The sequence below is a fragment of the Streptomyces sp. AM25 genome (assembly GCF_058146165.1).
In genome coordinates this window covers 38,153-60,454 of record NZ_JBKIWN010000032.1, presented here as the reverse complement: position 1 = coordinate 60,454, position 22,302 = coordinate 38,153, and the positions used below count along the sequence as shown (strand labels likewise).

Annotated in this window: 18 protein-coding genes; 11 read left to right on the top strand and 7 right to left on the bottom strand. The window is 69.1% G+C overall.

Annotated elements, in window-relative coordinates; translation table 11 throughout:
• The 3 genes from ACLHRZ_RS31270 to ACLHRZ_RS31260 all read left to right on the top strand — a co-directional run.
• Window positions 1-322: hypothetical protein (locus ACLHRZ_RS31270; RefSeq protein WP_490421953.1), on the top strand; the 322-nt coding region annotated here is incomplete at its 5' end.
• A complete protein-coding gene (locus tag ACLHRZ_RS31265; protein WP_490421952.1) occupies window positions 319-1,593 on the top strand; it encodes a ferritin-like domain-containing protein in 1,275 nt (424 codons plus the stop codon). The genes ACLHRZ_RS31270 and ACLHRZ_RS31265, both read left to right, overlap by 4 nt.
• Window positions 1,594-1,622: 29 nt before the next feature.
• Window positions 1,623-2,861, top strand: a complete 1,239-nt coding sequence (locus ACLHRZ_RS31260; protein WP_490421951.1) for a serine hydrolase domain-containing protein — start codon at window positions 1,623-1,625, stop codon at window positions 2,859-2,861.
• A gap of 315 nt (window positions 2,862-3,176) precedes the next feature.
• On the opposite strand, the gene ACLHRZ_RS31255 is transcribed toward ACLHRZ_RS31260, so the two are convergent.
• The 5 genes from ACLHRZ_RS31255 to ACLHRZ_RS31235 form a co-directional block, all read right to left on the bottom strand.
• A complete protein-coding gene (locus ACLHRZ_RS31255) occupies window positions 3,177-5,900 on the bottom strand; it encodes a discoidin domain-containing protein (RefSeq protein WP_490421950.1) in 2,724 nt (907 codons plus the stop codon).
• A gap of 109 nt (window positions 5,901-6,009) precedes the next feature.
• Entirely contained in the window at window positions 6,010-7,719 is a 1,710-nt protein-coding gene (locus ACLHRZ_RS31250) for an FG-GAP-like repeat-containing protein (RefSeq protein ID WP_490421949.1), read from the bottom strand.
• Window positions 7,720-7,772: 53 nt separating this feature from the next.
• Window positions 7,773-8,960, bottom strand: coding sequence for a transglycosylase family protein (locus tag ACLHRZ_RS31245; RefSeq protein ID WP_490421948.1), 1,188 nt, complete (start codon window positions 8,958-8,960; stop codon window positions 7,773-7,775).
• A gap of 163 nt (window positions 8,961-9,123) precedes the next feature.
• Entirely contained in the window at window positions 9,124-10,449 is a 1,326-nt protein-coding gene (locus ACLHRZ_RS31240; protein WP_490421947.1) for an FG-GAP repeat domain-containing protein, read from the bottom strand.
• Between the two features lie 253 nt (window positions 10,450-10,702).
• Window positions 10,703-10,981: a hypothetical protein gene (locus ACLHRZ_RS31235; RefSeq protein WP_490421946.1), complete on the bottom strand. Its 279-nt coding sequence runs from the start codon at window positions 10,979-10,981 to the stop codon at window positions 10,703-10,705.
• 397 nt (window positions 10,982-11,378) lie between these two features.
• On the opposite strand from ACLHRZ_RS31235, the gene ACLHRZ_RS31230 reads away from it, so the two are divergent.
• From ACLHRZ_RS31230 to ACLHRZ_RS31215, 4 genes are all read left to right on the top strand, one after another.
• The gene (locus tag ACLHRZ_RS31230; protein WP_490421945.1) at window positions 11,379-12,377 is read left to right on the top strand and encodes a LuxR C-terminal-related transcriptional regulator; all 999 of its coding nucleotides are present in this window, start codon (window positions 11,379-11,381) and stop codon (window positions 12,375-12,377) included.
• Between the two features lie 548 nt (window positions 12,378-12,925).
• Window positions 12,926-13,384 carry a hypothetical protein gene (locus ACLHRZ_RS31225; RefSeq protein WP_490421944.1) on the top strand — a complete coding sequence of 153 codons (459 nt, stop codon included), beginning with the start codon at window positions 12,926-12,928 and terminating at the stop codon, window positions 13,382-13,384.
• A gap of 20 nt (window positions 13,385-13,404) precedes the next feature.
• The gene (locus ACLHRZ_RS31220; protein ID WP_490421943.1) at window positions 13,405-14,784 is read left to right on the top strand and encodes a ferritin-like domain-containing protein; all 1,380 of its coding nucleotides are present in this window, start codon (window positions 13,405-13,407) and stop codon (window positions 14,782-14,784) included.
• 26 nt (window positions 14,785-14,810) lie between these two features.
• Window positions 14,811-16,157, top strand: a complete 1,347-nt coding sequence (locus tag ACLHRZ_RS31215) for a pyridoxal phosphate-dependent aminotransferase (RefSeq protein WP_490421942.1) — start codon at window positions 14,811-14,813, stop codon at window positions 16,155-16,157.
• Between the two features lie 335 nt (window positions 16,158-16,492).
• Here ACLHRZ_RS31215 and ACLHRZ_RS31210 read toward each other — a convergent pair whose 3' ends face one another.
• Window positions 16,493-17,113, bottom strand: a complete 621-nt coding sequence (locus tag ACLHRZ_RS31210; RefSeq protein WP_490421941.1) for a CGNR zinc finger domain-containing protein — start codon at window positions 17,111-17,113, stop codon at window positions 16,493-16,495.
• Between the two features lie 141 nt (window positions 17,114-17,254).
• On the opposite strand from ACLHRZ_RS31210, the gene ACLHRZ_RS31205 reads away from it, so the two are divergent.
• From ACLHRZ_RS31205 to dhaK, 4 genes are all read left to right on the top strand, one after another.
• On the top strand, window positions 17,255-17,803 hold the full coding sequence (locus ACLHRZ_RS31205) for a carboxymuconolactone decarboxylase family protein (RefSeq protein WP_490421940.1): 549 nt from the start codon (window positions 17,255-17,257) through the stop codon (window positions 17,801-17,803).
• Between the two features lie 110 nt (window positions 17,804-17,913).
• Window positions 17,914-18,861, top strand: a complete 948-nt coding sequence (locus ACLHRZ_RS31200) for a pyridoxamine 5'-phosphate oxidase family protein (RefSeq protein ID WP_490421939.1) — start codon at window positions 17,914-17,916, stop codon at window positions 18,859-18,861.
• A gap of 14 nt (window positions 18,862-18,875) precedes the next feature.
• On the top strand, window positions 18,876-19,343 hold the full coding sequence (locus tag ACLHRZ_RS31195; RefSeq protein WP_490421938.1) for a nuclear transport factor 2 family protein: 468 nt from the start codon (window positions 18,876-18,878) through the stop codon (window positions 19,341-19,343).
• 535 nt (window positions 19,344-19,878) lie between these two features.
• Window positions 19,879-20,871 (top strand): dihydroxyacetone kinase subunit DhaK, encoded by a 993-nt coding sequence (gene dhaK, locus ACLHRZ_RS31190; protein ID WP_490421937.1) that lies wholly within the window; start codon window positions 19,879-19,881, stop codon window positions 20,869-20,871.
• Here the strand turns inward: dhaK and ACLHRZ_RS31185 are convergent.
• Window positions 20,868-22,262 carry an NADP-dependent succinic semialdehyde dehydrogenase gene (locus ACLHRZ_RS31185; protein WP_490421936.1) on the bottom strand — a complete coding sequence of 465 codons (1,395 nt, stop codon included), beginning with the start codon at window positions 22,260-22,262 and terminating at the stop codon, window positions 20,868-20,870. The two genes, dhaK and ACLHRZ_RS31185, sit on opposite strands and share 4 nt — an antisense overlap.
• Window positions 22,263-22,302 lie beyond the last annotated feature (40 nt).

Here is a 22,302-nt window from a genome sequence, read left to right as displayed (position 1 = left end):
GTCACCGCGCCAGTCCCCGACCCTATTCGAGCGGGCCTTCACCGAGGTGCTGGACGGACCCGGCCCGGAGGACGGTGCGGCCCCGGCACCACCGCTCCGGCTGCTACGGATCTGCGCGCCCGTCCACACCTACCTGGCGGCGGTGCACCGGGGCGAGGACCCCGAACCGCCCGAGCCGCGGCAGGTCCGACTCGCCCTGACCCGGCGGAACTTCACGGTCGTCACCCGGGAACTGAGCCCGGCGGCGTACGAACGCCTGCACACCTCTTCACCACAGGCTCCATCACAGGCTTCATCACAGGCACAGGAGGACTCCGCATGAGCACGAAGGCGCCGGTTCAGGAGATCACCACCCTGCCGGACCTGATCGAGCACCTGAAGGCCGCGGCACGGGTGGAACTCTCCACGGTTCCGCTGTACTTGTACGCGACCTACACGATCAAGACGCGCGGCTATTCGCAATGGGCGGCCGGCGCCTCGGCGCAGCGCACGCTGATCGGCATCTCGATCGAGGAGATGCTGCACCTCTCGCTGGTGCGCAATCTGCTGATCGCGGTCGGTGACACCGAATTCCGGCTGTACGACAAAAGCGTCATCCCCACCTACCCGGGCCCGATGCTGAAGCGCGAGCCCACTCTGACCCTCCGGTTGCGGAAGCTCTCGACCGATCAGGTCAGGAACACGTTCATGCAGATCGAACAGCCGGCCACCCCGCCGGGGGTGGCACTGGGCGAGATCGAGCCGTACCACTCCCTCGGCGAGTTCTACGCGCGCATCGAACGCGGCATCCAGACCCTGCGCCCGGTGATCGACTGGGCCAAGGCCAAGAAGGACCTGTGGAAGTTCCAGTACCACCGGGCCTACTGGAACCAGAACGGCGGTTCCGACCACCCGCAGCTCATCGTCGACGAGGCGTCCGCGCTGCAGGCGATGCAGGTCATCGTCGACCAGGGCGAGGGCGCGCCGCAGGACAAGGGCCTGCTGCCCGACCCGATCGTGCGCACGGACGCTCAACCGCCGCAAGAGATCGGCAAATGGCAGGCATCCCACTACACGAAATTCTCCGACATTGCGAAGGGCCTCGACGGCATCGGTGTCGTCCTCGACGACAACGGCAAGCAGAAATACACGATCGACGACGCCGAGGTCATCTGGCCCGTGCTCGACGACCCGGACCTGAAGACCGTGACGGCGGACCAGCCGGTCAAGGACCTGATGGAATTCTCCAACGCGGTCTACTGCTATGTCCTGGCGCTGCTCGACGCCATTTACCGCACCCCCATGGAGGCGCTCGCCCCGAAGGACCGGGACCCGTTCACGGACAGCGTCCGGTACGGCTACGAGCGGGGCTTCATCGCGTCGATGCAGGGGCTGCTGTACCCGGTCTGCGACCTGTTGGTCCAGACGCCGCTCGTGGCGGGGCAGCCCGTCCACGCGGGGCCGCCGTTCCAGCACTACGCGTTCACGACGAAGAATCCGAAGGTGGAACTCGCGGCGCTGTGCGAGAAGCTGCTCGGGAAGTTCCCCGCGCTGGGCGGAGACGACGGGGTGCAGCGACAGATCTCACTCCTGCCGGACATCGAGCTGCCGTAACGTCCTCCTCCATGAGGAGAACCGGGTTCGTGCGTTCGACGATGGCCGTTGCGGCCGTGACCGCGGTGGTACTGACGACCACGGGAACGGCCGACGCGGCGGTACCTGATATCACGGACGTCCGCGCCGCACTGGAACAGACAATCGCGGCGGGCGCACCGGGCGCGTTCGCCGTGATCCGGGACCACGGCAACCCGGAGGTCGAACGCACGGTGACCATCGGCAAGGCCGACCTCGACGGCACGCCGATGAACGCGAAGTGGCGCTTCCGCGTGGGCAGCAATTCCAAGGTGTTCACGGCGGTTCTCGTGATGCGCCTGGCCGAACAGGGCCGCATCGACCTGGACAAGCCGCTGCGCGGCTACCTCCCGTCCGGAACCCTGCCGGAGAACTGGACCATGACCGCCCGGCAGGTGATGCAGCACCGTGCGGGGATCTACGACCACACGGACGACTTGCTGGAGCATCCGGGCGAGGAGACGACGGTCGGATTCGAGAAGCGCATCCGCAATACCGTCTACCAGCCGGCCGAACTCGTGGCGATGTCGGTGAAACATGGCGTGCAATACCCGCCGGGGACCCAATACGCGTACTCCAACACGGATTTCGTCCTGATGGGCATGGCCATCGAACACCTCACCGGCCGCCCGTACGGAGACGTCCTGCGCGAGCAGATCATCAAGCCGCTGGGCCTGAGACGGACATCGTTCGTGGTCCCTGACAAGACCATCGTAGGCCCGCACGTCACGGGCTACCTGACGAACGACGACCACTCCAAGCCGCTGCTGGACGCGACTGAACAGAACGGCTCGTGGGTGTGGAGCGCGGGAGCCGTGATCTCCTCGGCAGCAGATATGGACCGCTTCCTCACGGCGCTGCTGGCAGGGAGTGCGGGCGGCCTCGTCTCGGACGCGTCTCTGCGGGAGATGACGAGCGCGTTGCCTACGGGGGCGGCGAAGGTTGCGTATGGCCTGGGCCTGCGCGAGATCACTCTGTCGTGCGGGAAGGTGCACGGGCACGGGGGCATCGTGCAGGGGTTCCAGACGCAGTCATTTGCGATGCGCGGGGGTATCGGCGGAGGACGGACGGTGGTGGCCTTCGCGAACGCGTCCAACAATGACGCGGTGACGCAGGGGTTGATGGCCACGCTGGAGCCGGCGTTCTGCGGGGTGGGGGTGGGGGTGACGTTGAAGTCTCGGGAATCGGCGCCGGGTTGGGCGAAGGGGGCACCTTCGGCGATTCCGGTTGTCGAGGACGGTCGCGTTTGATGCGGCTGTGGCCGATAGTTTCGGAACCCGGTACGAGGCTGCCGTCGGGACCATCCCGCAGGTGCGGGGAGCAGACTTCATGACCTGGGCGTTCTTCGAGCCCCGAGAGCCCTCTCACGCACTTTCATCGATACAGGCATATAGGGCAACCGCCCCTTCCACCGAGTACTCAACCGCGCCTCGCACCGCTTGAGTTCGCACACTACCGAGAGAGCGACAGCCACAATGCCCTCACAGCTACTTCAGTGTGCGCCGCTCCACCAACACGTGGACCGACGGTGAGGTTCACCCGCCCCCGCCCAACTCCCCTACCCCCTAAGAAACCCCCACCTCGGCAATCCCCGTACGGGACTTCGCATCCTCACGCCCCCGCACCACCACCCGCACATACCGCGCTGTCACCGGCGCACCCGTAACGTCGCTCCACCGTCGCCCGTCCACCGACAGCTGGACGCCGTACGACACCGGCTCCGGACCGCTCCACGTCGGCGTGACCTTGCCGACTCGTACAGCCTTGCCCAGGTCGACCGTCAGGCTGCCCTCCGCCCCGTCCGGGACCCACGCCGTGGCCGGGTTGCCGTCGACCGCAGCAGCCGCGTACATGCCCGGTTCCTCCGAGGAAGCGGTGGCCGTGGCGCAACGGGCCAGATTCGCCGTCGGGGTGAGGTCCGGGCGGCGGGTCTTCAGGACCGTTGGGGTGGACTTGCTCAGGACGTGTTCGCCCTGTGGCGTGTCCAGGGTCATGGGCGCACCGTCCTTGAGCCGGACGGTGGTCTCGCTCGCGCCGAGCTCGACGTCGTACGTGCGGCCCTGCCAGTGCAGTCCGCGCAGTGTGACGCCGCGGCTCAGCTGCGGAGGCAGCATCGGGTCCAGGTGGAGCGCGTTCTCGCGCATCCGCATGCCGGTCAGGCCGTGCGTGAAGACTTGCAGGAAGCCGCCCTTGCCCGTGAGGAAGTCCTGTGCCGGCGAGCCGGCCAGCGGGTCCTCGGCGCCCGCCTTGGTGCCGCGGGCCTCCGAGAACTGGGCGAACGGGCCCCGTACGAACGGCCTGATGGAGCGCTGCAGGTACGTGTACGTCGAGCAGCCCGGTTCGCCTGCGCTCGCCGCGGCTATCGCATGGACCGAGTCCGTCATGGCCGGGCCGTCCGGGTCGGTCCGCTGGGCGTAGTAGTCCAGGGTGTCGGCCGCCGCGCCCGGCGGCATCGGCCACTCCAGGGGGTAGGTCAGCAGCACCGTGTCCGCCTGCTTGATCTTGCTGCCGCGGTAACCGTCGTACTGCAGAAAGACCTTGCGCTTCGCGTCGTACGGGATCCTGATCCGGTCGGCGACCGCCGTCCATTCCCCCGGGACCCGCTCCCCCAACAGCTGTGCTGCGCGCGTGGCGTTGCGCAGCGCGGTCACCGCGCCGGCGTTGGTGAAGACGGCGTCGTCGACGCCATTGCTGTACTCGTCCGGACCGGCCGTGTCCTTTATCGAGTAGCTGCCGTCCGCGTTGCGGCTCACTCTCCCCGCCCAGAACTCGGCTATGCCCTTCATCACCGGCCAACCGTGCGTGCGCAGCCAGTCGGTGTCGCCGGTGGCGAGGTAGTACTGCCAGACGGCGAGAGATATGTCCGACTGGAGGTGGATCTGAGTGCGGCAGTGGGGCGGGTCGACGCTGTGGCACTCCCGGGCCAGGTCGCCCTTGCTGCCGCTGTTCCAGGGGTAGAAGAGCCCTCGGTAGCCGAGTCGGCGGGCGTTCTCGCGGGCCCCCGCGAGGGTCCGGTAGCGGTACTCGACGACGGTCTTGGCGAGGTCGGGCGCGGTGGCCAGCAGGGCCGGGTACATCCAGGTCTCGGCGTCCCAGAACACCAGGCCCGCGTAGTTGTCGCTGGTCAGCCCGGCCGGGGCGATGCTGTCGGCGGCGCCTTCCCGGGTGCTGGACAACAGCCCGTACCGTGCGGAACGGACCCACGCCTGCAGGTCGCTCCGGCCCGGTGTCTCGATGTCCGACCGCCAGAGCCTCGCCCAGGCGGCGGCGTGGGCGCGCAGCAGGCCGTCCCAGCCGCGCCGGGCGGCGTGCTGTGACGCGGCGGTGGCGTCCCGGAGGGGCTCGTGCGAGGTCAGCGCGGTGTCCACGCCCACGTACTTGGTGAGTTCGTACGCGTGGCCCGCGCGGACGGGGAAGGCGACAGACTGCTGCGCGCTCAAGTCCCTTGCCCTGTCGGCAACTCCGGCTCGGGTCCCGTGCACACCGCGCCCCGTGCGCAAGGTGGAGACGACAGCACCGTCGGTGTCCGTCCCGTCGGTGCGGAAGGCCACGTCCATGGTCCGGCCGTCCCGGCCCGATCCCGTGGTGCGGTCACCACCGCCGGTCCGGCGCATGCGCCGGGCGCCGTGTCCGTCGATCACGTCCGTGACGGTGGCCTCGCCGCTCCAGTGCGGCGTCATGCTCAGGCGTACGGCGCCCACGTGGGGGTTGTTGCGGTCGGCGAGCACGTCGTGGACGAGGTCGGTCTTGCGGCCGTCGGACGCGGTCCAGGTCAGGGAGGTCCGCACGATGCCGCAGTGCAGGAAGAGGGTTTGACGGTACCCGGATATTCGACCCGGTTTCGTCAAAGAGTTGAACGTATCGCCGTGTTCACCGCCCGTGCCGACGGTCAGCCCGGTCCAGGTGGGCAGGGCTGCGACGGCCTGTCTGTCCCCGGCGGTCTGCTTGTTGTGCGCGTAGAGCCCGGATACGAACGAGCCGTCGTAGCCCGGGGTGAAGAGCGGCCATCCGGTCTTGGCGATGCTGTCGGTGTAGCCGGCGCCGTTGGGCGGTATGCGCTGCCCCAAGTAGCCGTTGCCGACGTAGGCGTGGTGGGTGTCGTCGGTGTCGATGCGGGTGTTGTCGAGGGTCCAGCCCCCGCCCGTCCGGCAGTTGTCGACGGGCGGGGCGGAGGTGGGGGGCTGTGGTGCCGGTGCAGCTGCCGCGGGCGGTACCGGGGCGACGAGTGCGCCCACGAGCAGCAGTGCCGACAGGCGGGCGGGACGCCGCGCACCGGGAGAGTACGTCATTGTTCTCCGTCGTCTTGATCTCCTGCGAGAGTCCCGCGACCTTAAATTTAATGAACGCTTAACGTCAACAGTCGTGTCTTTTTCTACGACTTCCGAAGATTGTGTCCGCTCAGAACATCAGCTCCCCCGCCGGGTAGCCGTTGCCGATCTGCTGCCTGGAGGCGTAACCCCCCTTGCCGTCCCCCTTGTACAGCCACAGATCACCGGCCCCGTCCCGGCCGACCAGGTCGGGACGGCCGTCGCCGTCGAGGTCACCGGGGGCGGCCAAGGCGGCGTACGTCTGCCAACCGCCGCCGATCTTCTGCCGGGAGGCGTAGCCGCCGCTGCCGTCGCCCTTGTACAGCCACAGGTCACCGGCCGCGTCCCGCCCGATCAGGTCGGGACGGCCGTCGCCCGAGAAGTCTCCGGGCGCCACCAAATCGGTGTAGATCTGCCAGCCGTTGCCGATCTTGACGGGTGCGGCGTAACCGCCGCCACCCGCCGAGCCCTTGTACAGCCACAGGTCACCGGCCGCGTCCCGGCCGATGACATCGGGACGGCCGTCCCCGGAGAAGTCGCCCGGCGCGAGGATGGTGTCCATCGTCTGCCAGCCGCTGGAGACCTGGACCCGGGTGCCGCCCGAGTAGCCGCCCGTGTCGACGTCGGCCGGGTAGCGCCACAGCGCTCCGGCCTTGTCGGCGGCGATCACGGAGTTCGTGTTCCCGTCGTGCGCGGCCAGCCGCATCATGTTCCAGCCGGTGCCCACCTTGCACGCACCGCCGACCGCGCCACCGGCCGTGCCATCGACCGCGCCGCCCGGCCGGCCCGCGTAGCGGAAAAGGCCGCCGGCCGCGTCCCTGCGGTAGACCGCGCCCGCCCACGGGTCGAGCGGGCCGCAGTCGGCCCAGTACGCCGCTCCGCGCAACATCCGGTGGTCGGAGACCTTGGTGTCCAGAGGGAGCACATCGGCCTTGACGCCCTTGAAGTCGCGTGCGGAGACGAAGAGATAGTCGATCTTCCGCTGGCCGAAGGTGGCGTCTCCGGAACGGCAGCGGCTCCTGGCGGTCGGAGAGGATGCGCAGACGGTGGCGAAGTGGTCCTTGTCGGTCTCGTCGGCCTCCAGGAACGTGCCCCGACCGCCGTCGCCGATGCCGGTGTCGTAGAACGCGGAGAGCGGGGCCGACCGGGGCTGGTCGTTGAAGTCGCCGCCGAGGACGACGGGGACCCCTGCGCTCTCCCACTCACTCGTCTGCGCCGCCAGCTTGCGGGCCTCCGCCTCGCGGCGGGTGGCATCGGTCTCCCAGTAGAGGTGCACCGAGCATGCCCAGTTGACCCGGTTCTGGATGTAATTCTTCACGCAGGGGCTTTTGATGGGCTCGTTCTCGCCGCCCACGGTCAGGTCGAGCACCTTCGTGTCGGTGACCGGGCCCTTGGCGAGGACGGCCATTCCGTAGTCCGCCCCGCCGCACGCCGCCTCCTTCCCGGCCTTCGCGCCCCGGCCCGGAAGCGTGGCCGTGTACAGGCCGTGGAAGCCGAGCGGGGCCAGCCGCTTCTCGATGGCGTCGTACTGCGGCCGGCACACCTCCTGAAGGAAGATCTGATCGGCACCCCAGGTGCCGACCGCGGCCTCGTCGACGACCGTGTCGATGCGGCGCTGATCGTCGTAGCCCTTGGCGTCGGTGCACATGTTGCCGCAGATGTTGTAGCTGACGAACCGCAGAGGCGGGGCGTTGCCGGGGGAAACGGTGTCCGCCTGGGCGGCCGGTGCGGTCACGAGCCCGCCGGCGCACAGTGCCAGCAGGGAACCCGCAGTGACCGCGAGGGAGTTGAGACGTCGCACGAGTGACTCCTGGGGAAGGGGAAGAATCCGGGCCGGGGAGTGCGCGGCGCGCCCTACCAGTTCGTACCGATCTGCACCCGGGAGCCGCCCGTGAAGCCGGGGCCGGAGTAGCGGTAGAGCTTGTGGTCGGCACGGTCGATGGCGAGCAGGTCCGGCACGCCGTCGCCGGTGACGTCGCCGATGCCCGTGAGGCCGCTCATGGCACCCCAACTGCTCCCGATCTTCACCTTCGTTCCGCCGTTGTAGTTCGGCCCCGAGTAGCGGTACAGGTCGCCCGTCTTCTTCTCCACGGCGATGATGTCGGCCACCCCGTCACCCGTCAGGTCGCCGGCGCCGACAATCGTGGAGTAGACGTTCCAGCCGTTGCCGATCTTCACCCGGGCGGAACCGCCGGAGAAGTCGGGGCCCGAGTAGCGGTACAGGTCACCGGTCTTCTTCTCCACCGCGATGATGTCCGGCACCCCGTCGCCCGTCAGGTCGCCGACCGCGGTGATGTTCGTCATCGAGTCCCAACTGCTGCCGATCTTCACCTTCGTTCCGCCGTTGTAGTTCGGCCCCGAGTAGCGGTACAGGTCGCCGCTCTCCTTGTCGACGGCCAGGATGTCCGCCACGCCGTCGCCGGTCAGGTCGCCGACGCCGACGATGTCGCTCATGCCGTTCCAGCCGTAGCCGAGCTTGACGCGCGAACCGCCGCCGAACGAGGGGCCGGAGTAGCGGTAGAGGTCACCGGTCTTCTTCTCGACCGCGATGATGTCGGGCACACCGTCGCCGGTGAGGTCGCCGACCGGCGTGAGGTTGACCATGTTGGACTGGGGGGCGGGGGGCTCCGCCGGGAACGGGTCGGCGTGGTCGCCGGCGAGGCCGGCCCGGGCGCCGCAGCTGCCCCAGGCACCCGCGCCCTGCGTGGCCAGGATCTTCTCGGCGATCCGTATCTGCTGTTCCTTGGTCGCCTGGTGGGGGTACGCGGCGTACTGAGTGCCGCCGAAGGCGTCCCAGGTCGGCTTCCAGATCTGCAGGCCACCGTAGTAGCCGTTCCCGGTGTTGATGCTCCAGTCGTCGGTGGACTCGCAGTGTGCGACCTTGTCCCAGGTGGCGACGGAAGCGGCGGCGGCCGGCTGCGCGGTGAGCAGGGAGACGCCGAGCGCGGCGGCCGGGACGGCCGCCAGGGCGGCCCGCAGGGATGAGCGGAGGGACCGGCGCTGCGGCCGGACGGACATGGACGTGGACGGCTGTGCGGACAAGGTGAACCTCGGTTCTGTGCAAGGCGGGGAAGGGGGAAGGGGACGCGCTCCACCGTGCCGTCCGGCGGCAGACGGAACGGTGGAGCGCGGTGGAGCGAAGGGCGGTGCGCCCGTTACCAGTTGGGGCCGTTGGGGCCGTTGGGCCCGTTACCAGCCGGCGCCGTTACCAGTTGGTGCCGATCTGCACCCGGGAGCCGCCGGTGAAGTCGGGGCCGGAGTAGCGGTAGAGCTTCTGGGTCGACTGCTCCACCGCGATCAGGTCCGGGATCTTGTCGCCGTTGAGGTCGCCGACGCCCGCCATGTTGATCATGGAGTCCCAGTGGGTGCCGATCTTCACCTTCGTGCCGCCGTTGTAGTTCGGGCCCGAGTAGCGGTAGAGGTCACCGGTCTCGTTGTCGACGGCGACGATGTCGGCCACCCCGTCGCCCGTCAGGTCGCCGACGCCGACGATGGCGGAGTAGACGTTCCAGCCGTTGCCGATCTTCACCCGCGAACCGCCGCTGTAGTCGGGGCCGGAGTAGCGGTAGAGGTCACCCGTCTTCGTCTCGACCGCGATGATGTCCGGCACCCCGTCGCCCGTCAGGTCGCCGACCGCGGTGACGTTGGACATCGAGTCCCAACTGCTGCCGATCTTCACCTTGGAACCGCCGTTGTAGTTCGGCCCCGAGTAGCGGTACAGGTCACCGGTCTGGGCGTCCACGGCGATAATGTCGGGCACGCCGTCACCGGTCAGGTCGCCGACGCCGACGATGCTGCTGATCGAGTCCCAGCCGTAACCGATCTTCACCCGGGCGGAGCCGCCGGTGTAGTTCGGGCCCGAGTAGCGGTACAGGTCGCCCGTCGCGGTCTCCACCGCGATGACGTCGGTGATCCCGTCACCGTTCAGGTCGCCGACCGCGGTGACGTTCGTCATGCCCTTGTCGGGCACGGTCACCGGCGTTTCACGGACGTGGTTGTAACGGTAGGGCCTGAAGCCATTGTTGTTGATGTAGTTGCGGGTGTAGGTGGCCTTGCGGGCGTTGGTGCCCGGTCTGGCGTGCTCCATGATGTTCGCCGTCGTGTGGCCGGAGTCCGCCCAGCCCGTGAAGAGCACGACGTGGCTGTTGATGTTGTTCAGCGCGTCGCCGGGCTGGAGGTCGTCCAGGCTGTCGAGCCGGGTGGAGAACTGGGGAAGCGTCCAGGTGGTCGCGCTGGTGGGCAGGTGCCAGGCCATGGACACCAGCCCGGAGCAGTCGGTGCGGTAGCTGCGCCCCAGGAGGTCCGGGTAGTAGCCGGACTGGCTGTAGGGGACGCTCTTGTCGATCCAGTACTGCACCCGCTGGATCATCTCGGTGCGGCCTATCTCACCACCGACCTGCGAGGGAGCCGCCGCTGCGGCCCGTGCGGCGGGGGCGGCCTGGGCGGGGACGGCGGCGCCCAGGACGACGGCCCCGAGCACCGCGGCCAGCAGGGCCGAGCGGACGGCGGGACGTCGCACGAATGCGGACATGCGGGATCTCCTTGATGGCGAGAAGGCGTGAAAAGTCATGAAAGACGTGACAAAAAGGGGAGGGAGGATGGGTACGGGACGCATGCGGAACGGAGGCCGCAGCCGAAGGAATCGGCGCCCGACGGCGGTCCGCGGAAGCCGCGTACGGCTGAGCGCGGCAGGGCGACGCCGGCCCCGGACGCGGGGCGGGAAAAGCTGGAAGTCCCCAGCAGGAAAGGCTTACTGACGGTTGGTCAGGCGTCTCGTCGACGGTTCAGACGAAGGGAACCACGGCGGTGTAGCCGTGAACCGCGAGCGGCTCCCGCACGAGCGCAAGGAGTCCGTCCGCGCGGGCGAGCGCAGCGACGTCGGTGTCGGCGTGCACGAAGAGGACGACCTCCATGCCGGCGCCGTCGGGGCGGACCCGTACGTGCTCCAGGCCGTCCTGCGGACCCGTGTGGGCCCAGAAGAGGTCGTGCAGCAACGCGGCTCCGCGCCCGGCCGGCGCCCGCTCGCCTCCCGCCCCGATCAGGCGGGCGCGGACGAAGCGCATGCGGTTAGTCCCAGCCGATGCCCGAGTCGGAGCCCGAACCCGGCGAGGCGGAGCCGGAGACCGGTGATGCAGCGGCGAGGCCAACGCGGAAAGGCCGCAGCGCGAGGGCTGCGACGGCGGTGGGACGTGTGATCCAGCCCAACGGAATCCCCCTGATATCCGGAAGTGGAACGGCCGGGACGTCGTGGGCCGCTTGCTGCACCGGCCCCCGGCGATCTTCATCCTGCCCCATGGGGCAGATGGGGAGAAAGGGAATCAGGTGGCATCAAGGTGGCTGGCACTGTGATGCCACACCTCTGACGCCATGGGGATTCCTTTACCATGGACCGGGGCGCCATTGACCATGTTGACCATCTGTGCTTGTGCTGTGCGCGCCCGAGAAGGGGGAACGGGGAACGTGCTGGCTGCGCTGGGGCTCGACACTGCGGCGGAACGTGTGTACCGGGGGATGCTGAAGTACCCGGACGCGGGGGTCGCGGATCTGAGCCGACGACTCCTGCTGGCCGAACAGCAGTTGAGGGACGCACTGGATCAACTGGTCGACATGGAGCTGCTCCAGCCCTCCCGGGAGAACCCGAACCTCCTGCGCGTGGTCAACCCCGAAGTGGGCCTGGAGCTGCTGGTGCGCCGTCAGGAGCGCGAACTGGCACGCCGCCAGGAGGAGCTGGCCCGCAGCAAGGAGGCGGTCGCCCGGACCGTCGCGGAGTTCGCGGCATCGCGGTCGGACTGCCAGGTGGAGGTGGCCGAGCGGCTGGTCGGGCTGGACGCCGTCCAGGGCCGCCTGGAGGCGCTCGCCCAGGAGGTCACCGAGGAGTGCCTCGCCATCAACCCCGGCGGGGCGCAGTCGAAGGCCAGCCTGGACGCCGCCCGGCCGCTGGACGAGGCCGCCCTCGGCCGCGGCGTCCGGCTGCTGACCCTGTACCAGGACAGCGCGAAGAACGACCCGGGCACGCTCTCCTACGCCCGCTGGATCGACGACAGGGGCGGCCAGGTCCGCACCCGGCCGGTCGTGCCGCCCCGCCTCCTGGTGTTCGACCGCCGGACCGCCGTCGTCCCGCTCGACCCCGGCAACTCCCGTTTGGGCGCGGTCTGTACCAGCTCGCCCGGCATCGTGGCCGCCCTGGTCATCCTCTTCGAACAGGCCTGGGAGACGGCGAGCCCGCTCGACGCCGACGGCCGCGGCAGAATGCCGGACGAGGACGCCGGGGCCCTCGCCCCGGCCGAGCGGGAACTGCTGAAGATCCTCGCGTCGGGGCTGACCGACGAGGCGGCGGGCAAGCGGCTGGGCGTCTCACTCCGCACCGTCCGCCGGCAGATGGCCGCGCTGATGGAGCGGCTGGGGGCTACCAGCCGGTTCGAGGCAGGCCTGAAGGCGGCACAGCGGGGCTGGCTCTAGGGCGTGTCCGATGGGTCAGTGCGGGCCCTGCGGCGTCTGGTGCGGTGGATCGCAAGGCGGAGCATTACCCGCGTACTTGGGCGTACTCGGGTGATGCGACAACGCGGCGAGGCGCCGTACCAGGCGTCGCGGGGCCTGTGCTGACCCATCGGACACGCCCTAGGCGAGGACCCGGCTCCAGGCGGGCCTGGCCGCTTCAGGGACCGCCGGCGTTCAGGACTGCGGCCGCCTGCCGTGGTTGGCGCCCTTCATACGGGCTTTCTTCTTCTTGCGGCGCCGTTTCGAGGACATGACGTCCCTCCTCTCCGGTGCACTTCCTGCCAATTTATCCCTATTGACGGAGAGGCGCCGTTCGAGCGGCCGAGGAGAGCCGTCGCCATTCCCGCCGTCCCACCCGACTCGCGGACGATTCCGGCCGCCTTCGGCAATGACGCGAACAATTCGCACAGCCGACCGCCGGTACTGTTTGGCCAAAGATCTCCTCCTCCCGGCGCGGCCGTCTCTGCCACGGTGTGGGCTTGCGTTTGCCGGAGCGAAAGGAGAGATCCGTGAGCTCGGTGCCCGAAAAGCACGTGCCGGCGGACGACTGTCCGAAAGAACTCCACGTCTGCATGGGCCTCAACTCCTGTGCCGGCCTCGGTGCCGGAGGCACCGGTGACATGGCCGGGACCGGACAGTGCGCGACCGTCCAGCACAAGTGCCATGGCCATGGGGAATGCCGGGGGCAAGGCGGCTGCGGCTACTCCGGTGGTGACTTCGAGCAGTTCCACCCGGGCGAGCAGGACTGCCGCTACAACGGCAGCTGCGCCAGCCCGATCAACGAGAGCAGGGTCTTCTCCGGTGGCCCGCTGAAGGGCAGGAGCGTCTGGAAGCAGGCCCGCCGCCTCTTCGAGGCCCGGATGTACGCGGCGGGCAAAGCCTATGGCCCCTCCCCGGGCGCCGGCATCAAGGACGAGGACATGCCCGACTACGACGCCCACCCCGGCCCCGGCCCCAAGCCTTTGTGACCGGAACCGGAGGAGAACCGATGAGCAGGACGCATTCCTTCGTCGTCACCAAGCCCAAGGACGGGATCAGGACTCTGCAGGTCCTGAGCGAACATCTCCAGGCCGCAGTCCACGTGGAACTCTCCACGGTCCCCATGTACTTGTACGCGGCCTACTCGCTCAAGACCAAGGGCTATTCGCAATGGGCGACCGGCCACTCGGCACAACGCACGATCATCGCCGTGTCCATCGAGGAAATGCTGCACATGGCGCTGGCCCGCAATGTGCTGGTGGCCATCGGACGAGGAGCGGACCTGACGCTCTGCTCGGAGAAGTCCGTCCCCACGTACCCGGGAGACATGCTGCACCGTGAGCCTCCGTTGAGCCTCGGCCTGCGAAAGGTCTCCACCGAACACATGGAGACCTTCCTGGGGGTGGAGAAACCCGAATCGTCGGCACCGCAGGCGGCCGATGACGATGTCATCTACTACCGCACGCTGGGGGAGTTCTACAAGTACATCAAGGCCGGCATCGAGTTCCTGAGCAGCGACCAGGCGGCGGCGAAGGAACGGATCAATTGGGACGAGGCTCGAAGGAACCTGTGGAAGTTCCAGTACAAGCGAGCCTTCTGGAACCAGAACGGAGGCGCCCAGAAACCGCAGTACGTGGTCGACAAGGCCTCCGCGCTGGCCGTCCTGGACGTCATCGTGGAACAGGGCGAGGGCGCTCCCCATGACAAGCCGCACCTCGACCCGATCTACCCGCCGAGCGCGTCAGGGAAGGTCGAGGACTCGCACTACACCAAATTCCAGAGGATCCACGACGGCGTGGACGGCATCGGTGTCGTCAGGTCGCACGCGGACGACCGGCAGAAGTTCACCATCGACTCGGACGAGGTCCGATGGCCGATCATCGACAACCCGCGCGTCCAGGACGTCAATGACTCTCCTGTGCGCAAGCTGATGGAGTTCTCCAACGCCGCGTACTGCTATGTGCTGGCGCTGCTGGACGAGATCTACCGGACCCCGATGCTGGACGGCACGAAGACGGAATCCGGGTCCGGGACGTTCGTCAAGGACAAGCGGTACGGGTACGAGCGGGGATTCATCGCCGCCATGCAAGGCGTGCTGTATCCGATCGCGGACCTCCTGGTACGCACCCCGTTCAAGGCCGGTGAACTGAAGGTGCCCGCTCCGGACGGGTCCCACGCCGGTCCGCCCTTCGAGTACCGCGCCTTCACCGTGCGCGAGCGAGCGGCTGGTTCCGAGAAGTACCGCAACCCCAAGCAGGATCTCATCGAACTCTGTCGTGAACTGACCGCGTTCTACCGGGAACTGGGCGGTGACGACGGGGTCGAGCAGCAGATCCACCTGCTGCCGGACTTCGAGCTGCCGGGTTCGGGAGTCCAGGCCCAGGCATGACAGCACCGCCGTCGAAGGGAATCGTGATGACAACCGATCCGACGAACACGTTCGCCGCGCTGTACGGGATCGCCGACCCGGAAGAGCGCCTCGCCGCCTACCATGCGGGGCTGGACGAAGCACCGCTGAACCTGTCCGTCGCCGAAAACGTGCTCCTCTACTCCTCGTTGAAGGAGCACATGTCCCAGGGCAGGCAGTTCGACGAGGACGACATCCGCTACAAGACCCCTTACGGAGTCGAGGACCTGCTCAAGGAAATAGCGGAGTTGCTGAGCAGGACGATGGCACACCGCATCAGCCACACCGACGTCTACGCCACCGCGGGAGTCTCGTCGGCCCTGGAATGCCTGGCCTTCGCCCTGCAGGAGACCGGGCAACTGACCCGCGGCGACCGGGTGCTCCTGCCCGCACCGTCCTGGCAGGGGTTCAGGTGGTCCTTCGCCCAACGTCCCGGTCTTGAGTGCGTGTTCGCACCGCTGCGCGAACACGGTGACGCGTTCAAGCTGACGCTCCGGGACCTCCAGGCGGCCTACGAGGCCTCCCCCACGCCCCCGAAGCTGTTGGTCCTGACCAACCCCAACAACCCGCTCGGGGTCAACTACGACAAGGGACTGCTGGAAGAGATCTACACCTGGGCGCTCGAAAAGACCTCCATGCACGTCATCTCCGACGAGATCTACGCCCACAGCCAGCTGATCGGGGCAACCACCGGATTCACCGGCGCTCTCGCCCTGAAGGCCACCGAACGGCACCGGGACCGCGTCCACGTGGTGTGGGGCCTGGGCAAGGACTTCGGCATCTCGGGCTTCCGCATCGGCTTCGTCATTTCCCGCAACGAGACCGTCCACGCCGCGATGAAAGGCACCGGCGAGCGGAAGTCGATGTCGTGGTTCACTCCGCTCGACTCCCTCAAGAACTTCGTCCTCGGGCGGCTGTTCGAGCGCAAGGAGGGTGAGAGCTCCTGGTATCCCGAGACGCTGATGCACAGCGTGTACCCCGAGGCGTTGACCGAAGCACACCGGCAGGTCGAGGAGGCGCTCGCCAAGGCAGGCGTCCCCTACTTCGGCGCCGGCGAGCACACCAGGCACAACTCGGCGCAGTTCTTCTTCCTCGACCTGCGCGCGTACCTGGACCGGGTCCCCGACGCCGCCGCTCCGGCCCTGTTCCCGGAGATCGACCCCCGCGAGGAACGGCTGCGCGCCTACCTGGAGAAGGAGGCCAAGGTGCAGCTGCTGCCCGGGCAGACCCTCTCCTGCCCCGACCCCGGCTACTTCCGGCTCTGCTTCACCGCCTACGAGACGAAGCAGGTCGCCGACGCCGCCGCCAGGATCGGCGAAGCACTCGGCAAACTGCCGAAGCGGAACCGCCGATGACGCGGCCGTGCCGACACACGGTCTGACCGGGGCGGCGGTCCCGTACATCACGGGACCGCCGCCCCTCGTCCGCCCTCGCCCGTCACGGCCCCGTCGCAACAGACCCTGCCGGCGCTCCCGTATCCACCCAGGAACGCGTTCTCATCCTCCAACTGCGCATTACTCGTTCACCGTGTGCGGGCTGCGACCGGGGCCGCGCGCAGTGAGGCCCACAGCAGGGCTGAAGCGTAGGTGCGATACGGCGCCCAGGCCGTGGCGCGTCGGCGGGCTTGTCCGGATCGAGGGCGAAGCCAGTGCCGGTCCTGGCGGGGGCGGTGAGACAGGCTGCGCGGGCGTCAGACGGTGGTCTGGCGGTGCCGCTGGTAGTGGCGGGCGGAGCGGGCGCGATTGCCGCAGTTTGCTGAGCACCACTCCCGGCGGGGATGGTTCTTGAGGAAGTAGAGAACACACCCGGGTGCCTGGCAGGCGCGCAGTTGGTTGCGGGTGTCCTGGCTGAAGAGCGTGACGGCTTCCTCGGCGATGGCGGAGACGGCGGCGGAGGCTGCCTGCCCGGTGCTTCGGGCGTGCCGTGAGGGCTCCTGGCCGGACGTCCAGGACAGTACCGACCAGTGCGGGGTCTCGCCGGCGGTCTCGTTGAGCGCGGTCACGGCTTCGTCGAGTTCGCGGGTGTCGGACGCGGCTGCCGGGCGGGGGTCCTCGGTGGTCTCGGCGGCGAGCCTGCGCAACGCGTTACGCAGGCCGATCAGCCGTCTGCCGAGACGGTCGAGGTCGGACGTGGTGAGAGCGTCGAGATCGCCCGGAGTCATCAGATCCGTACGAGCGGCGACCGCATGCAGCCAGGCTCGGGTGCCGTCGGGGTCGCGTAGTGCATCGTGCACGCCGTCCCGGTCGGCCCAGATCGTGTTCATCAGTTCCACGGGCAGCGACTCGCCCAGCAGGGGTGCGTTCGTGGCCATGCCATCGAGGCTACCGCGCTTCTGACGGTTACAGGCCCATCCATCCGTTGACAAGGCGCACGGCGAGCGTCATGGTGGTTCTAACGGTTACTGGCGCATCCAAGCGTTAGAACCGGATGGATCCAAAGGAGTGCTGCTCTCATGACCGGTTTCGCCCCCGTCGAGCCCGCCACCGCCACCGGCAAGGCCGCCGAGCTGCTGGCCGATGTGCAAAAGGCCCTCGGCTCGACGCCGAACATGGCCAAGGTGATGGCCAACAGCCCCGCGCTGCTCAAGGGCTACCTGGCCCTGAGCGGCGTCCTGTCCGGCGGCGTGCTGCCCGCCCCGGTCCGCGAGCGCCTCGCGGTGGCCACCGCCGAGTACAACGGCTGCGAGTACTGCCTGTCCGCCCACACCTACATCGGCGCGAACCTCGCCAAGATCGACGCCCGCGAGCTGGAGGCGGCCCGTGACGCCAAGTCGTCCGACCCGCACACCCAGGCGCTGCTGACCCTCTCCGATGCCATCGCCCGCGGCCACGGCCAGGTCGACGATGCCGCCCTGCAGGGCGCGCGGGACGCAGGCGCGACCGACGAGGAGATCGGCGAGGTCGTCGGCCACCTGGCCCTGAACGTCCTGACCAACTACTTCAACGTCCTCGCCAAGGTCGACAACGACTGGCCCGTGGTCCGCCCGCGCACCGCGGCCTGATCCGCATCCGCTCCGTCGGTCCGGCCCCCCCGGCCAAGGGCTGGGCCGGGGGCCACACCCCCGCCCACCCGCCGGCAGCGCAGCGCCGGCAGCTGTGGAAGGAGAGCAGCATGACGAACCCGGTACGCAACACCCCTGCGGGCTTCCACGAGGGGGAGCTGGCTGTGCAGCGCCGGGCGGGCGTGGCCAGGGACGCGGCCCGCCTCACGGGCATGCTGGCCCCCGCCCGGCTACGCGGCGGCGTGAGCCGGTTCCTGGCGGAGAGGAGTTTCGCGGCGATCACCGCCCGCGACGCCGATGGCGTGCTGTGGATCTCCCCGCTCGCCGGTCCGCCCGGGTTCCTCCGGGTCGCCTCGCCGACCGGACTCGATGTGCGAACCCTGCCCGCTGAGGGCGACCCGCTCCAGCACGTGGCGGTCCATCAGCCGGCCGGGCTGATCGTTGTCGAATTCGCCACCCGCCGACGAGTGAGGCTCAACGGCACCGTGTCTGCCGCCGACCGTAACGGGTTGCGTATCGAAGTGGAGCAGGCGTACGGCAACTGTCCCCAGTACATCCAGAGTCGGCACCTTCACGCCACGCCTGTCGCGGTGCCCGGCGCCGGGCCGGTGCGGCGCGGAAGCATCCTCACGCCGGACGACGTCGACCTGATCGGCCGGTCCGACACCTTCCTGATCGGCACCACCCACCCCACCCGTGGCAACGACGCCTCGCACCGCGGGGGGCCGCCGGGATTCGTCCGCGTCGAGGACGGGCGACTGTGGTGGCCCGACTACTGGGGCAACAACATGTTCAACACCCTCGGCAACCTCACCGTCGATCCGGCGGCCGCGCTGCTCTTCTGCGACTTCGCCACCGGAAAGACCCTGCACATGTCCGGCCGGGCGGCCCTGGAATGGACCCGCACCGGCGTCCCCGGCGACGACGACCGCACCGGCCGCCGCGTCCACTTCCTCCCCCGGCACCTGGTGGCCGGCCGTCTCCTGCCGCTGCAGGCCGATACCGCCGCCGCAGCCCCCGACAACCCGCCGCTGACCGACCGACCCTGCGCACAGTGAAGGACAGTTCTGCCATGACCGACGCACGCCCGCCCTTCCCTCCGTTCGACCCCGACAGCGCCCTGGCCAAGGTCCAGGCCGCCGAAGACGCCTGGAACACCCGCGACCCGCGCCAGGTCGCCCTCGCCTACACCGAGGACTCCGCCTGGCGTAACCGCGACGTGGTCCTCACCGGCCGCGACAAGATCGTCGAGTTCCTCACCGCCAAGTGGGAGCGCGAACTCGACTATGTCCTGCGCAAGAGCCTGTGGGGCTTCCGCGGAAACCGCATGGCCGTCCGCTTCCAGTACGAGTGGCACAACGCCGAGGGCCAGTGGTTCCGCTCCTACGGCAACGAGCTGTGGGAGTTCGCCGACAACGGCCTGATGCGCCGCCGCGAAGCCAGCATCAACGACCTTCCCATCAACGAGTCGGACCGCCGCTACTTCGGCCCCCGCCCCGAATCCGGGCGCGGCCCCGGACACGACATCCCCCTCGACTGAAACCACCGCACAACCCAGGGCCGGCGTTCGGCCTGGCCTGCACCGGACGCAGCTTCCACGGAAGGCTCCATGCCCACAGAAGAGAAACTGAAGATCGGGTAACGCTGACAGAATCACAAGACACCAGCCGGCATCGCGTTGGACCACATCAACAGCGCAGGACCTCAACCGCCAACGTGAGATGAAGCCTGGCGGGCGATTCCCGTCCGTCCACCTGCCGGCCAAGACACGCCAAATCTCTCCTCGGTCTCCTCGGGTGCGCCCACAGAGTGCTGACTCAGCCAGCAACAGGGCCTATTGGCGCTCCCACATCCACCTCCGGTCTCGGTACTGTTCCCTGGCCCGGCAACGCACCACACGACACCACACGACACCTGACGACCAGTCAGGAAAGTCGGCATTCAGTCAGCACCAGACCCGCCAGACGTCGCCACGGACCGCCGGAGCCCGCCAAGACCAACAACCACCCACACCATTGTTGGCCTGTGAAAACACAGGTCAGCGGCCTGTCCTCCCAGCACCCGAGGAGCCCCGCATGAAGATGCTGATCAACGTCCCCGAAACCGTGGTCCCCGACGCCCTGCGCGGCATGGCCGCCGCCCACCCGGAGCTCAGCGTCGACGTCGAGCGGCGCGTGGTCGTCCGCCGCGACGCGCCCGTCGCCGGCAAGGTCGGGCTGGTGTCCGGCGGCGGGTCCGGGCACGAACCGCTGCACGGCGGGTTCGTCGGGCCCGGCATGCTCGACGCCGCCTGCCCCGGCGAGGTGTTCACCTCCCCCGTGCCCGACCAGATGGTGCGGGCCGCGGCCGCCGTCGACAGCGGCAAGGGCGTGCTGTTCGTCGTCAAGAACTACACGGGCGACGTCCTCAACTTCAACATGGCCGCCGAACTCGCCGAGGACGAGGGCATCCAGGTCGCCAGCGTGCTCGTCAACGACGACGTCGCCGTGACCGACAGCCTCTACACCGCCGGGCGCCGCGGCACCGGGGCCACGCTCTTCGTCGAGAAGATCGCGGGCGCGGCGGCCGAGGAGGGCGCGCCGCTCGAACGCGTCGAGGCCGTCGCGCGCCGCGTGAACGAGTCCTCGCGCAGCTTCGGCGTCGCGCTCACCGCCTGCACGACGCCCGCCAAGGGCAGCCCCACCTTCGACCTCCCGCCCGGGGAGCTGGAGCTCGGCGTCGGCATCCACGGCGAACCCGGGCGCGAGCGGCGGGCGATGATGACCTCCGGCGAGATCGCGGACTACGCGGTACAGACCGTCCTGGAAGACCTGCGCCCCTCCGGCCCCGTGCTCGCACTCGTCAACGGGGCCGGCGGCACGCCCCTCCTGGAGCTGTACGGCTTCACGGCCGAGGTCCACCGCGTCCTGCGCGAACGCGGCGTCGCCGTCGCCCGGACCCTCGTCGGCAACTACGTCACCTCGCTCGACATGGCCGGGGCCTCGGTGACCCTGTGCCGGGTCGACGACGAGCTGCTGCGGCTGTGGGACGCCCCGGTGCGGACACCGGGGCTGCGGTGGGGCTGTTAGACGGCCCCGTGCCACACCGTCGTGACGTTGCAGAACTCCCGGATGCCGTGCCCCGACAGCTCCCTCCCGTACCCCGAGCGCTTCACGCCGCCGAACGGGAGCGCCGGGTGGGAGGCCGTCATGCCGTTGAAGAAGACGCCGCCGGCCTCCATGTCCCGGACGAAGCGGCGCTGCTCCTCCTCGTCGCGGGTCCAGATGTTCGAACTCAGGCCGAAGGGTGAGTCGTTGGCCACGTCCAGCGCCTCGTCCACGCCCTGCACCCGGTACAGCGTGGCCACCGGGCCGAAGGCCTCCTCGTGGTGGATGCGCATCGCCGGGGTCACGCCGGCCAGCACCGTGGGTTCGTAGTACCAGCCGCGGGACAGCGCCTCGGGGCGCTTCCCGCCGCACAGGGCCACCGCCCCGCGCTGCAGCGCGTCGTCGACGAGCGCCTCCAGGTCGGCGCGGCCCTGTTCGGTGGCGAGGGGGCCGACGTCCGTGGAGCCGTCCATGGGGTCGCCGACCGTCAGCGCCGCCATGAGTTCCGTGAAGCGTGCGGTGAACACGTCGTAGACGTCCGTGTGGACGATGAAGCGCTTGGCGGCGATGCAGGACTGGCCGTTGTTCTGCACCCGGGCCGTGACCGCGGTGCGTGCGGCGCGTTCCAGGTCGGCGGAGGGCATCACCACGTACGGGTCGCTGCCGCCGAGTTCGAGGACCGTCTTCTTGATCTCGTCGCCCGCGACGGCGGCGACCGAGCGGCCCGCGGGCTCGCTCCCCGTCAGCGTCGCCGCGGCCACCCTGCGGTCGCGCAGTACGGACTCGACGGCGCCGGAGCCGATGAGCAGGGTCTGGAAGCATCCCTCGGGGTAGCCGGCCCGGCGGAAGAGGTCCTCCAGGTAGAGCGCGGTCTGCGGGACGTTGGAGGCGTGCTTGAGCAGGCCCGTGTTGCCGGCCATCAGGGCGGGGGCGGCGAAGCGGATCACCTGCCACAGCGGGAAGTTCCACGGCATGACGGCCAGGACCACGCCCAGGGGCCGGTAGCGGACGTGCGCCTGTTCGGCCCCGGAGTCCTGCACCTCCGTCTGCGGGGGACGCTCGTCCGCCAGCAGGGCCTCGGCGTTCGCCGCGTACCAGCGCATGGCCTTGGCGCACTTGGCGGCCTCCGCGCGGGCCGCGGCGAGCGGCTTGCCCATCTCGGTGGTCATGGTGCGGGCGACGGCTTCGCGGTCCTCGTCCAGGAGCTCCGCGGCACGGTCGAGCAGCAGGGCCCGTTCGGCGAAGTCCGTTGTGCGGTACCGGCGGAAGGCGGCGTGGGCGGCGGCCAGCCGCCGCTCGGTCTCCTCCGGTCCGAGCGCGTCGAACGTCCTGAGGGTCTCGCCGGTCGCGGGGTTGACCGTTGCAATGGGCATGGGTGGGTCCTTCCTCATGCTGCCTCGTACGCGCCACACC

What these genes read in the sequence shown, in the direction of transcription:
- ACLHRZ_RS31265 (WP_490421952.1), top strand. Translation starts at nt 319, where the DNA reads ATGAGCACGAAGGCGCCGGTTCAGGAGATCACCACCCTGCCGGACCTG.
- ACLHRZ_RS31255 (WP_490421950.1), bottom strand. Translation starts at nt 5,900, where the DNA reads ATGACGTACTCTCCCGGTGCGCGGCGTCCCGCCCGCCTGTCGGCACTG.
- ACLHRZ_RS31240 (WP_490421947.1), bottom strand. Translation starts at nt 10,449, where the DNA reads ATGTCCGCATTCGTGCGACGTCCCGCCGTCCGCTCGGCCCTGCTGGCC.
- ACLHRZ_RS31235 (WP_490421946.1), bottom strand. Translation starts at nt 10,981, where the DNA reads ATGCGCTTCGTCCGCGCCCGCCTGATCGGGGCGGGAGGCGAGCGGGCG.
- ACLHRZ_RS31220 (WP_490421943.1), top strand. Translation starts at nt 13,405, where the DNA reads ATGAGCAGGACGCATTCCTTCGTCGTCACCAAGCCCAAGGACGGGATC.
- ACLHRZ_RS31215 (WP_490421942.1), top strand. Translation starts at nt 14,811, where the DNA reads ATGACAACCGATCCGACGAACACGTTCGCCGCGCTGTACGGGATCGCC.
- ACLHRZ_RS31210 (WP_490421941.1), bottom strand. Translation starts at nt 17,113, where the DNA reads ATGGCCACGAACGCACCCCTGCTGGGCGAGTCGCTGCCCGTGGAACTG.
- ACLHRZ_RS31205 (WP_490421940.1), top strand. Translation starts at nt 17,255, where the DNA reads ATGACCGGTTTCGCCCCCGTCGAGCCCGCCACCGCCACCGGCAAGGCC.
- ACLHRZ_RS31200 (WP_490421939.1), top strand. Translation starts at nt 17,914, where the DNA reads ATGACGAACCCGGTACGCAACACCCCTGCGGGCTTCCACGAGGGGGAG.
- ACLHRZ_RS31195 (WP_490421938.1), top strand. Translation starts at nt 18,876, where the DNA reads ATGACCGACGCACGCCCGCCCTTCCCTCCGTTCGACCCCGACAGCGCC.
- dhaK (WP_490421937.1), top strand. Translation starts at nt 19,879, where the DNA reads ATGAAGATGCTGATCAACGTCCCCGAAACCGTGGTCCCCGACGCCCTG.
- ACLHRZ_RS31185 (WP_490421936.1), bottom strand. Translation starts at nt 22,262, where the DNA reads ATGCCCATTGCAACGGTCAACCCCGCGACCGGCGAGACCCTCAGGACG.